10 protein-coding genes are annotated in these 12,133 nt (G+C 56.3%); all 10 read right to left on the reverse strand.

Annotated elements, in window-relative coordinates:
- Positions 1-35 precede the first annotated feature (35 nt).
- The gene (locus tag AYI87_RS06490; protein WP_144200584.1) at positions 36-1,352 is read right to left on the reverse strand and encodes an OmpP1/FadL family transporter; all 1,317 of its coding nucleotides are present in this window, start codon (positions 1,350-1,352) and stop codon (positions 36-38) included.
- A 381-nt stretch (positions 1,353-1,733) separates the two neighbouring features.
- Positions 1,734-3,185 carry a sodium/proline symporter PutP gene (putP, locus tag AYI87_RS06495; protein WP_144200585.1) on the reverse strand — a complete coding sequence of 484 codons (1,452 nt, stop codon included), beginning with the start codon at positions 3,183-3,185 and terminating at the stop codon, positions 1,734-1,736.
- A 395-nt stretch (positions 3,186-3,580) separates the two neighbouring features.
- Positions 3,581-4,285 carry a DUF3379 domain-containing protein gene (locus AYI87_RS06500; protein ID WP_144200586.1) on the reverse strand — a complete coding sequence of 235 codons (705 nt, stop codon included), beginning with the start codon at positions 4,283-4,285 and terminating at the stop codon, positions 3,581-3,583.
- Positions 4,278-4,841: a sigma-70 family RNA polymerase sigma factor gene (locus tag AYI87_RS06505; RefSeq protein ID WP_144200587.1), complete on the reverse strand. Its 564-nt coding sequence runs from the start codon at positions 4,839-4,841 to the stop codon at positions 4,278-4,280. Before AYI87_RS06505 ends, AYI87_RS06500 begins: the two co-directional genes overlap by 8 nt.
- An 84-nt stretch (positions 4,842-4,925) precedes the next feature.
- Positions 4,926-6,566 carry a BatD family protein gene (locus AYI87_RS06510; RefSeq protein ID WP_144200589.1) on the reverse strand — a complete coding sequence of 547 codons (1,641 nt, stop codon included), beginning with the start codon at positions 6,564-6,566 and terminating at the stop codon, positions 4,926-4,928.
- Complete coding sequence (locus tag AYI87_RS06515) at positions 6,560-8,632, reverse strand: VWA domain-containing protein (RefSeq protein WP_144200591.1); 2,073 nt, start codon at positions 8,630-8,632, stop codon at positions 6,560-6,562. The genes AYI87_RS06510 and AYI87_RS06515 overlap by 7 nt, the downstream gene beginning before the upstream one ends.
- A complete protein-coding gene (locus AYI87_RS06520; RefSeq protein WP_144200593.1) occupies positions 8,629-9,648 on the reverse strand; it encodes a vWA domain-containing protein in 1,020 nt (339 codons plus the stop codon). The genes AYI87_RS06515 and AYI87_RS06520 overlap by 4 nt, the downstream gene beginning before the upstream one ends.
- The gene (locus tag AYI87_RS06525; protein WP_144200595.1) at positions 9,636-10,130 is read right to left on the reverse strand and encodes a DUF4381 domain-containing protein; all 495 of its coding nucleotides are present in this window, start codon (positions 10,128-10,130) and stop codon (positions 9,636-9,638) included. The genes AYI87_RS06520 and AYI87_RS06525 overlap by 13 nt, the downstream gene beginning before the upstream one ends.
- Positions 10,131-11,060 (reverse strand): DUF58 domain-containing protein, encoded by a 930-nt coding sequence (locus AYI87_RS06530; protein WP_144200597.1) that lies wholly within the window; start codon positions 11,058-11,060, stop codon positions 10,131-10,133. It abuts the gene before it with no gap.
- Positions 11,060-12,016 carry an AAA family ATPase gene (locus AYI87_RS06535; protein ID WP_144200599.1) on the reverse strand — a complete coding sequence of 319 codons (957 nt, stop codon included), beginning with the start codon at positions 12,014-12,016 and terminating at the stop codon, positions 11,060-11,062. Before AYI87_RS06535 ends, AYI87_RS06530 begins: the two co-directional genes overlap by 1 nt.
- Positions 12,017-12,133 lie beyond the last annotated feature (117 nt).

Raw genomic sequence — 12,133 nt, forward strand, 5'->3', positions numbered from 1 at the left:
AGTAGGCTGCGGCTTTTTGGGGACAGTAGTACAAGTTAGAACTTGTAGTTGTACTGCATAGAGTAGTAAGTGGCGTTCGAGCGTGTGGTCGCGTGAACCATGCCAGTATCAGGACCGATTGGCAGGCCGCCTGTGATGGCGCTGTGCTCGATAAGGTCTACATCTTCACCACGGATGAAGGCGACACCGAAGTCTAGGCTCGCGTGCTTGCCCAGGTTATAGGTGGCACCGGCGGTGAACCACTGACGGTCAGAGTCAGGGATAGAGATAGAGCTGACTTCGCCAACGACGCCTTGGTCAAACATGTAACCAGCGCGCAGTGTCCAGTCCTGATTGAGGGTGTAGGTGCCGCCGACGCTGAATAGCCAAGAGTCATCCCAGGCGTAGGTCTTGAGGCTAGCCTCAGGCGCCACAGGCACGCCGCCTATGGTACCGTCGGTCACAGTGATCTCTTTGAAATCGCCCCAAGTGGTCAGCTGCGCCGTGTAGTGCAGGGCAAACTTCTCGGTCAGCTGATGGAAACCCGCCACCTGGAAGATATCCGGCATAGGGATGTTGATCTCATCGAAGGCCACGTTGGCACCGGCAACTGGGTTATACATGTTGATGTCGCCCGTCGCCTTGAAATCTGGGCTCAAACGGTAGCTCATACCGAATCTGTGATCGGCATTGATCTCATACACAGCGCCTATGATGCCGCCAAATGCTACGCCGTCGGCGTCAACATCCACAAGATCTTGCTGTACTGCACCGGCTTGAGTCGGTACCAGGCCGCCGCGGGTCAGGGTGCCTTGACCATAGATCAGATCGACGCCGGCGCCGACGCTGAAGTGGTCGTTAAAGCGGTAAGAGGCGCTCAGGTTGAAGTTGAGCGTGGTCACTTCTGTCTTACCCAAAAGATCCAGCGGCGCAGGCAGGCCGTTAACCAGCTGCTGTGACATAGGGGTAGTGTCTGTGCCTGTGCCGAAGTTGCTGAACATGGCAACACCGTAGGCAAATTTGTCGTTAACTGGGCTGACATAGTAGAAGTTAGGGATGATCTTGGCTTCTGCCGCATCCTCGACGTGACCATAGTGGATCTGTCCAAGAGCTGAATCTATATAGACATCTTTTACGCTGACTTCGACATCGGCGTAGGTCAGACCCATAGAAAGTTGCTTCTCGTCAAATAGGGCCATGGCCGCTGGGTTGCGAGACAGCACTGAGGCGTTGTCAGCGATCACGGCATCACCGGCAAATGCACGGCCGACACCAGTGGCTGACTGGCTGTTGAGTTGGAAACCGGCGGCCATCGCCTGTGAGCTAGCGAGTGTGACGGCTACTGCGAGTATTGTCTTGTTGAAACGCTTCATAGTTTGTTCTCGTTATTGTCGGCCCGGCTGCATACTGCGCTCATGCTTGTGCCTGAGTCGTGGCGGCCAGGTCCATTTTATAATTCCCGTGCATAGTAGGGATGAGGTGTTACCTCAACAACTCCGACCAGATGCAACTTTTTGTTGATTTTGTGTTAAATGGAAGGCTGGTTTTATGCAGGAAAGTTAGCTGTTGTTTGAAGAGATGCTTGATGGCGCTATGCCACGTAGCTTCTGGGTTTGATTAAGGTTTTGCTAAAGGTTAACGGGTTGTGAAATGGCAAATTGTAAGTAAAATTTATGCGGTATAAAAAAAGCGTACACTTGTACGCTTTTTTTATCTGCCGCTCATTTTTACGTCAGCGAAGTGGGAGCCTTGCCTCAGAGTTTCTGGCTAAATTGCTCAAATTGTTCGCGGGTGCTGTCTGCTGGCGCCGAGACCAGGCTGACTAAGACACCGGTCAGGGTGGCGAAGAGGAAGCCAGGCAAGATCTCATACAGGTCGAAGATGCCGCCGGTGCTCTGTTTCCATAGCACCACTGTGATGGCACCAACGACGATAGTGGCTACCGCACCATTGCGGCTATAGCCACGCCAGAAGAGAGACAGGATCACCACAGGGCCAAACGCCGCACCAAAACCTGCCCAGGCATAGCTCACCAGGCTCAGCACACTGCTCTCAGGGTTCAGGGCGATGACGCCAGAGATGACGGCTATGGTCAGCACGCCGATACGGCCAATCATCATCAGCTCCTTGCTGCTGGCATTGGGTCTGAGCCACTTCTTGTAGAAGTCCTCGGTGATCACACTAGAGCAGACCAGCAGCTGTGAGTCGATGGTGCTCATGATGGCCGAGAGGATCGCCGCCACCAATAGGCCGCCTATCCACGGGTTAAAGGCAGCGTGGGCCAGGTGGATAAAGATGGTCTCTGGGTTGTCGATAGGCTGATCGGCAAAGTAGAGGCTGCCGGCAAGGCCTGTTGCCAGCGCGCCCATCAGCGCCACTATCATCCAGCTCATGGCGATACGGCGCGAAACCTTAAGGTCGTCGGCGCTGCCGATGGCCATGAAGCGCGACAGGATATGGGGCTGACCGAAATAACCAAGGCCCCAGGCAAGCAGCGATGCCAGGCCTATCATAGTGGTGTCGTCGCTCAGCAGTGACAGCATGGCAGGATCCAGGCTATGGATGCCGTTCTGAGTCTCTGGTTGGCTGAAGATGGTGACCGGCACGATCAGCAGGGCAATCAACATCAGACAGCCCTGGAAGAAATCGGTCCAGCTCACGGCGAAGAAGCCACCGACGAAGGTGTAGGCCACTATGATGCCAGAGCCGATAAGCAGGGCCAGATTGTAGTCCAGGCCAAACACCTTCTCGAACAGTATGGCGCCGCCCACCATGCCCGACGAGGTATAGAAGGTGAAGAAGACCAGGATGGTGACCGCCGAGACCAGTTTTAATACAGATTGCTTGTCTTCGAAGCGTTTCTCGAAGAAGTCCGGCAGGGTGAGGGCATTGTCGGTAAACTGGGTGTAGATCCGCAGGCGTTTGGCCACGAATAGCCAGTTTAGCCAGGCGCCAAATACTAGGCCTATGCCGATCCAGGCTTCCCCCAGGCCGCCGAGATAGACGGCGCCGGGGAGCCCCAGTAGCAGCCAGCCGGACATGTCCGAGGCACCCACGCTGAGTGCGGTGACGGCCGGTCCCATGGAGCGGCCACCCAAAATATAATCGTCGACAGAGTCGGTTGCTTTATATGCCCAAAGGCCAATGCCCATCATCAGGATGAGGTAGCCGAAAAAAGTAATTAATATCGGTAATTCAATATTCATGCTTTCGCCATATTGTTCTCATGCCAATGTCTTTGTTAGCCGGGATGTGAGCCCAGAGCCAAAGCGCGCTGACATGTCTGTTTTAAATGAGCCTGTATGCTAGCAGATGTTTGAGCGCTAGCCCAAATTTGCCGTGAAATGTGATCAAGATCTAGGCTTTATCGGTCGATTAATTGCCAAGTTATGCGGAGATGTTGTGGCTTTGTTGGTCATATTGGCAGATTGCGGCTCGTATATGTTAGTGGCCGTCGGGTTAAAACAGAGTTCGCAAGTGCAAGTACAAGTGCAAGGGAGCCAACCTGAGGTCGACTCCCTGTATGTAGTATCCCAGATCACCTGAGCGACTAGAATTCGCTTTGGATGCTGGTCTAGTCACTGGTCTAGTGATAGCAGCCTTAGATGAAAGACTCTTTCACTTCGTCTCTGACAAAGTCCAGATCTGTGGCATGCTCGCCGACCAGCAGGACGTAGGCGTTGTCAGACTTGAAGCCCATCCCCTGATAGCGGTTGTCGGCAAAGGCCTCCTCGAGCACCATGCGATCCTCCAGCGGCACGATAAACAGGGTGACTTTGCCCTGCTTGCCCTGCATCACCAGATGGATACTCTTCACCCCTTGGAAGTCACAATAGGTACTGTAGAGCACGCGACCGGGCTGCTCGGTAAAGTGGGCATGTTTAAGGCTGGTCAGCGAGGCCAGCTGAGTATTGACCTCATCGACGCTGATGTTCTCTTCACTCTTCATCGCCATCTCTTCATGATAGACATGGGCCAGGGCGTGCTGTCCCAGATCCACCGGGGCGAGACGCAGCAGGGTAAAGCTGATGCCGGCGATGAAGGCGATAGAGGCCACCAGGGCCAGGGTAAAGCCTGTCTTGCGGCGATCCACCTGATGCTGATGTAGCTGTTGGTTGAGCAGCAGTTTAGCCTCGAGATCCTCTGGCACCTCTATCTTGAGGGCGGCCTCGAGTTTCTTGTCTAATAGTTTGAGATCGTTGACAAAGGCAGTGCGCTCATTCGACTCGTGCATCGACGCAAGAAACTCGTCGTCTTGACGGTTTGGATTTTCATAGGCCTCGCGGCGGAATTTGAGCTCATCCATTAGAGCGCCCCCTGGTTTGCGTGTCATCGAGTATCTCTTTTAGCTGATTTCTGGCGCGAAATAAGCGAGTCATTACGGTATTACGATTCAGATCTAAGATATCGGCAATTTCTTCGCCGCTGAAGCCGCCGATCACCTGCAGGATCAAGGGCTCGCGGTATTCGGCCTCGAGCTTGGCTATCTGGCGCCTGAGCATATGCTGCTCCATGTTCTCTTCGCTGGAGGAAGAGATATGGTCGGCGATATCGGCCTGCTCTACATCCGAGTAGTCAAACTGCTTACGCTCGAAGCGGCGGGCATTTTCACGCCGTAATATGGTGATCAGCCAAGCCTTGGCGGCCTTGTCATCTTTGAGTGACTCCAAGGAGCGCCAGGCGCGTAAGAAGGTTTCTTGAGTGATATCTTCGGCGATATGTTTATCCCCGCACAACCAGAAGGCGTAACGGAACAGGTCGCCATGAAGTGCCCTGACAAGGCTATCGTATCGTCGTTGTTTATTCAGCATGTCTCTATTGACCGACTTTTTCGGTTTTTTATTTCGTATCACGCTAAACATTTTTTACTCGCAGCATAGAAAGGAGGGGAGGCGCGTCAATTGTTTCGACTACGTTAACGCCATTGGCGCGCCTGAGGCAAGTTGTTAGAGCGGATTTAAGGGCCTTAAAGCAGATGGTGTGCTGTGGGGCGCAGTTTTTGGGGCATTTTTCACCGCAGTGATCACTTTTTCAACCTCTAGCCCCTGGCCATCAGGGCTGTAACCCTGACGCTGAATGGCTTGAATCGTCTGGTCGAGATCGTAGCTTACGGCGGCGATATCGGTCAGGGTCATCGGCTTGCCCGCCTGCTGGCTCATGTGACGCTGCAGGGCGACCAGGGCATCACCCGTTTTGCCATTCCGGCAGGCGGTTTCAAATTGGCGTAATGCATCCGTGGCTTCGGGCGCGTGACTCGCAGTCCCTTCGTTTGCACCGCTTGGCGCGGCGCGATAACGATAAGCTTGGTAGTGACGGTACCAGAGCAAGCTAGTCGCCAACCACAGCAGGGCAAACAGGGCACTGAGGGCGGGCCAGAGACCGCTCGAATCGGCAGGAGAAGTTACCGCGGTGAGCTGCGGACTCTCCTGGCCGGCGCTTGCCGGCGCGACGCTGATGTTGCGCGCGGGCAGGGTGGCGAACTCCTGCTTCTGGGTGCGGCTGTTCCACCAGGGAATACGGATCTCGGGCAGGGTATAGCTGCCGGGCTGTGTCGGGACTATCGCCGTGGTCTGGTTGAGCTGGGCGACCACCTGCTTATCGCGTACATAGGTCTTGCGCTGGGGTTTTTCCGGATAGACCTTAAAGGAATCAGGCAGGCTCAGGCTGATGCTGGGCAGGCTGGTGTCGTCGGCGTTGGAGGCCAGCAGGCTGATGTTGCGCGTAATGGGCACGCCTACCTGATATTGGACATCTTTTTTCCAGTCCTCTTTTAAGACCACGAGATCGCTGACCAGCCAGTCGCCCTGATAGCCTGCGGGAATAGGCAACACTTCGATCTCACTCGGGGCCGCCTTGGCCTGCATCGGACGGCTCTCATTGAAGGAGAACATGCCGCCACGACGGGAAGATTCCACTAAGACATCACCGGAGAAGCTGGCGCCGGAGAGCGACAGCGTGCCGGGCTCGTCGGCGATCAGGCTATAGGTGCGTTCGATCACCCGGTAGCGGCGACCATCGATGATCTCTGTGCCATCGACATCGTCCCCCAGTTGCTTAAGCTGCGCCCCTTCGACATTAGGTGCGCTGAGCACGCCCCGTTGCAGCTCGACGCCCAAGTAGAGCTTGACCTTATAGGTGATCAGCTGACCCACATAGGCGGTCTCGGTCGAGACGCTGCTGCGGATAAACAGATTCTTCATCTGCTCGGGTTGGCTGCCGGGGGCGGCCACCTTGAGCTCTATGGGATCTGAGCTGATGTTGTCTATGGTCATGGCGGGGATGATCACAGTGCCGATCTTCTTGGGCGCCAGCAGGATCTGCCAGCGGGTCTCTTTGCTGGCGTCGAAGTTCATGATCTGGGTGCTGCGACTGACACTGGTACGCCCGACGATAAAGTCTTTTAACAGACCGCTGGTATCCAGGCTGGCGTTGTCCACATCGTCATCGGCCTTGATGCTGAGCACCAGATATTCCCCCTGGATGGCGGGATTTCTGTCTACCGATGTTTCTAGCTTGGTTAAGGCATAGGCCGGCGCCGACAGGCAGAGCGCCAAACAGGCTAAGGTCAAAAAGCGTCGTATTACCACTGTTGATTGTCCTTTATGGTCGCCCCTTGACGGCGGCGTTTTTGATATTCCAATTGCATCTTGTTGCGCAGCAAGACCTGAGGGTCGTCTATCACCCCGGTAAGGGCGCGCTGCATCTCGGGGGGCAGATCCTCTGGCGCAATGGCGTTGGTTGCGGCCGCGACTGGCTCGCCTTGCTCATCGCCCTCGCCGGGTTTGCCCTGGGTCATATTCGCGGCCTGGGCCTGGGCTTGAGCGCTCTCTTGTTCGTCTTGCGTCTGTTGGCCTTGTCCCATCTGCTGGCCAGCGTCAGATTGATTTGCGTTGGCCTCCATTTGGTTTTTGGCGTCCTTGCCCGGATCGGCGCTCATCTGAGCGTCATTAGCGGCGCCTGTCTGCTGGTCTTGCGGCTGACCATTTTTACCTGCATCCTGCTCGCCAGAGGCTTGTTGCTCGGGAGTTTCTTGCTCAGGGCTTTCTTGGCTAGCGCCTTGCTGGTCAGAGCCTTGCTGGTCAGAGCCTTGCTGGTTTGAGTCTTGCCCATTCTCTCCCTGAGCATTCTGGCCCTGATCATTCTGGCCTTGAGACTGCTGGCCTCTCGATCCCTGGCCCGATTGCTGATCGCCTTGGCCTTGTTGCTGACCTTGATTTTGCCCGGTGCCCTCTTGTTGGGACTGCTCTTGCTTATTTGAGTCCTGATTCGACTGGTCTTTATCAGATTGGCCTTGATCTTGGCTAGTTTGCTGTTGCTGCTTTAGCTGCTCGGCCAACTCAAGATTTTGCTCGGCCTGAGTAAGCTGAGGGTCTTTCTTGAGCGCCTGCTGATAACGCTCGATGGCCTTATCGAGGTCATTGAGTTGCATCAGGCTGTTGCCCTGATTAAACAGGCCGCTCGCCGAATCATCCTGCTCGAAAAGCTCGAGCGCCTCTTGATAATCGCCATTCTTATATAGGGAGGCGGCCTTCCATTGGGGTGAGGTAAATTGCTCGGCCGCGCCTTGATAGTCTTGCGCCTGATAGGCCTGCATCGCTCTCTGATCGTCTGTGGAGAAGGGATGTTGCCAACTGGCGGCCTGGGCCTCTGGGCTTGGGGCGAGAATAGCCAGGCAGGCCAGTGCGGCGAAGGCGTGTCTGAAACTTAGCAGCGCCGGCAGCAGTAGGAACAGGGCCAGATAGGGCCCGAGATCTTGCCAGGCTTCTCCCTGAAGATCTGAGGTCTTGGCATCACTCTCCTGGCTTAAGCTCTGGGTCAGTGCCTCAAGATCTTTGCCATCGGCGCGGTAGGCAAATAACTTGCCGCCGCTGTTGCCAATTACACTATTAAGCTGAGCGAGATCCGTTTGACTGACCACCACCTGATCGCTTTGGTCACGCATCAGTTGTCCATCCGGTAAGCGGATGGCAGCGCCCTGGTTTGTGCCCATGGCGATGATGGAGAGGCGATATTGAGTATCCTCCAGTATCGATTTGGCTTCGCTGATTTGGTCCGGGTTGACGCCATCGGCCAGCAAGATGATCTCGCCCTTGAGGTGACCGCCCTGGACAAGCAGCTGCTTGGCCTGCTCTAGCGCCGCTGGCAGGTTGGAGCCGAGCACCGGCATTATCTCCGGCGACAGGGTTGGCAGCAGGTTCAGTAGAGTTGCTTTGTCCCGGGTCAACGGGCTGATGGTAAAGGCGTCGCCGGCGTAGGCCACAAGACCCGTCTCACCCTCCTTGAGGCTCTTGAGCAGATCCGTAGCCTTGAACTTGGCCTGAGTCAGCCTGTTAGGCGCCAGATCGGTCGCGTACATGGAGAGCGACATATCCATCACTATCACCCGGCCCAGGTTGGCTTCAAATACAGGTAGTTGCTGCTTGGTCAGCGCCGGGCCAGAGAGCGCCAGGACGCTAACGAGCCAGATAAAGGCGATGAGGCCCAAGTGTTGTTTATTGTTGCTTGCCTGACCGCTCACCAACACCTTAGCCAGGTGCGGCGCGATATAGCGATTCCAGCTCGAGGCCTGATGCCGCTGGCGTTTTCGCAACCAGAGCAATAGCGCCAGGGGGATGAGGGCTAGCAGCCATTCGGGACGGAGAAAATGGATCATGAGGCGCTCCGTGGTAAACGTTGAACCAAGGCCTGTACGGCAGCGAAGCCACTTAATATCATGAGCACACTGACAAGCAGGGCAATGGCCAAGGGATAGTAGAAGAGCTCCGCCTGCGGTCGATAGCTGAGTTGGTCGCTGTCGGTGGGCTCTAGCTTGTCTATCTCCTGATAGATCTGCTCGAGTTCATCGGAATTACGCGCCCTGAAGTAACGCCCCTTGGTCTTCTGGGCCAGCAGGGTAAGCTGCGCCTCGTCCAGATCCATCGACGGATTAACGCGCTCCTTGCCAAACAGGGTGCGGCGCTCCATCACTTCGGCGCCCACCCCTATGGTGTAGATGGTTACGCCTCGTTTGGCGGCGATATCGGCGGCCTGCTCCGGCGTGATGCTACCCGAGTTATTTGAGCCATCGGTAAGCAGGATAAGCACGCGGTTACTCTGCTCGGCCTTGTCGAAACGTTTGACCGCCAGCGCGATAGCTTCGCCGATGGCGGTCTGTTTGCCCACTAGGCCGATTTGCGCCTCGGTGAGAAACTGGGCCACCGAGCGTCTGTCCTGGGTGAGCGGCGCCTGCAGATAGGCGTGATCGGCAAAGAGTATCAGCCCCAGCTTATCGCCCTTGCGACGCTCGATAAACTCGCTCATCACCTGCTGTACCATGGTGAAACGATCGACCGTCTTACCATTCAGTACCATATCTTCTATCTGCATACTGCCGGACAGATCCACCGCCAGCATGAGGTCTCGTCCCTTGCTTGGGAGCTCTATGGCATCGCCAACCCATAGCGGGCGGGCAACGGCAAATACCAGCGCCGTCCAGATGAGCCAATAGGGCCAGCGGCTGCGGCGAGGGGAGTGATCGAATCTTGTCGTTGGCGCTTCAGCGACGCCGGGCATCTGTAGATGACCACCGCCCGTCTGCGTGGCTTGTTTGCTGCCGCTTGCTTTGCCGAGAGAAAAAATCAGCGGCAGCGGCAGTAATATGAGTAGCCAGGGCCAGGCTAGTGTGAACATGACGCCTCCTTACCAGCCTTGAGCGGCAGCGCCTGCTGTAGCCAGGCTTTGGCGCCATCGAGGAGTTGCGTGGCCTCGCTGGGTGAGAGCTTATCCGCTTGGAAGCGCTTCTCCAATAGGCTTGGCAGCATAGGATCCATGCTCGGCACCTGGGCCCTTAGCCAGGCATACCAGGCATCGCCCTGTAGTGAGGCGACCTGCTCCCGGGGCAGATAACTCATGGCGCTGCGTTTTAGCAGGCTGTTGACCGCCAGCGGCAGTTGAGGGTCCTCTGGCGTCACCTTAGCGAGAAGATTAAGCGCCTCGCGTTTGGCCGCCAGCAGCTTGCCTCTGCGTTTAACATAGATGAACAGGGCCGCTATCAGCATAAGCAGTAGTAGCGCCAGCAGGTAATAACCATAGGCGAGGGGCCAGACGCCGACCGGGGGCGGGGTGATGATATCCTGCAGATTGGCGAGCGCAGGTTGACTTGCCGCTTGCATCTACCTCAGGGCTCCAATTTGTTGGTTTAACGGCTGGGCCGCGTCGATGCGTCTTGGCCGCGCGTTGATCTGATTCATCATGGTGATAAATCCCTGTTGCTGTGTTTGTTGCTGAGCCAGCCAGGCATCGTAGCTGCGTCTGTCTAACATCAGCTCCTTATCGCCATCCCTCACCGGAAATTGAAACTGGGGCGGCAGCTTAAGGGTGCCTTGCCTGAGGGGGTCAGTGATCAGAAAGGCGCCGATATCGCAGTGGCGTTTAAGCTCGCTCAGTGGCCCCAGACACTGGGGGCTGAAATGGCTGCCATCGCTGATGATCCAGATTAGCGAGCCAGGCTTGGCGATTCGCCTAAGGCGCTGACAGGCCTTGTAAATATGCTCGGGCTGTTTCACCGGCTGATTTAGCTGATGAAGTTGCTGCTGGTGCACCTGCTCTATGGCCGAGATGAGTGCCAGCATGCCTGTTTGTCGGCTGCGGGGCTTAAGCTCGAGATGCTCGGCCTCGCTGGCGATCAGTGCGCCTAAGCGATCGCCGTGACCGACGGCGGCCCAGCCTAGGGTGGCTGCCAGGTGCGCCGCCTGCACCGACTGCAGCATCAGACTCGAGCCGAAATAGAGGCTGTGGCTGAGATCCAGTAGCAATAATACCGGGCGCTCACGCTCCTCGACAAACAGCTTGGTATGGGCCTTGCCGGTTCTGGCGGTTACTCGCCAGTCTATGGTACGCACATCGTCGCCGGCTTGGTAATGGCGAACCTCGGCAAACTCCATCCCCCGTCCCTTGATGCTGCTGGCTCTGTGGCCGGCCAGCGCCGCGCGCGCCTTGGTCTTGCGCTGTGGCAGGGCCCGGGCGAGATTTTGGCAGGCTAACAGCTCTTTCTGACTGAGGGAGACGCCATCGGCAAATAGGGGTAAAGCATTCTGTCCCATTAAGGCACCGCTACCTGACTCAGAATATGGTTTATTACTTGATCGCTGCTCACGCCTTCGGCCTGGGCCTGATAGCTGAGCAGCAGGCGGTGACGCAGTACGTTGGGGACCACGGCCTGAATATCTTCTGGTGAGACGAAGTCACGTTCCATTAGCCAGGCGCGGGCGCGGGCGCAGCGCTCGATGGAGATGGTCGCGCGTGGGCTGACGCCATATTCCAGCCAGTTGGCCAGTTGATCGCTGTATTGCTGCGGCTGGCGGGTGGCCATGACGATGTTGACTATATATTGCTCCAGCGGCTCGGCGAGATAGATATCCAGCGCGGCCTTACGGGCGGCGAACACCTCTTGTTGAGGGATCGGTTCGACCTTTGGCAGCTCTTGGGTGAGGGCTTCACTGCGGGATAGGCGCATGATCTCAAATTCGGTGGCGGCGCTGGGGTAGTCAAGATTCAGGTGCATCAGGAAGCGGTCAAGCTGCGCCTCGGGCAGGGGATAGGTGCCTTCGTTTTCCAGCGGGTTTTGTGTTGCCATCACCAGAAATAGCTTAGGCAGCTTGTAGCTCTGTTTACCCACGGTAACCTGGCCTTCGGCCATGGCTTCCAATAGCGCCGACTGTACCTTGGCCGGTGCACGGTTGATCTCATCGGCCAGGATCAGATTGTGAAAGATAGGGCCTGCCTCAAACTCGAAGGTGGCCGTCTGGGCGCGATAGATGTCGGTGCCGGTGAGATCCGCAGGGAGTAGATCCGGGGTAAACTGAATACGGTGAAAGTCCCCTTCTACGCCATCGCTCAGCGCCTTGACTGCACGTGTCTTGGCCAGGCCTGGCGGGCCCTCAACCAGTAAGTGACCATCGGCAATCAGTGCGATCAATAAGTTTTCGGTAAGAGTGGGTTGACCTAGGATCACTTTATCCAGGTATTCACGTAATGCATGAAATCGACTTAAGGGCATGATGCTACTCGGTATTATCTATTATGTGAGCTGTAGACAGCGTATCGGGTAAAAAATTCAGTGATAAACGCCTTACCTCAGCCTTAGGTGTGTTGGATGACCTTGGGGGCTTGGCGG

The sequence above is a fragment of the Shewanella sp. KCT genome (assembly GCF_007636505.1).
Taxonomy (GTDB): Bacteria; Pseudomonadota; Gammaproteobacteria; order Enterobacterales; family Shewanellaceae; genus Shewanella; species Shewanella halotolerans.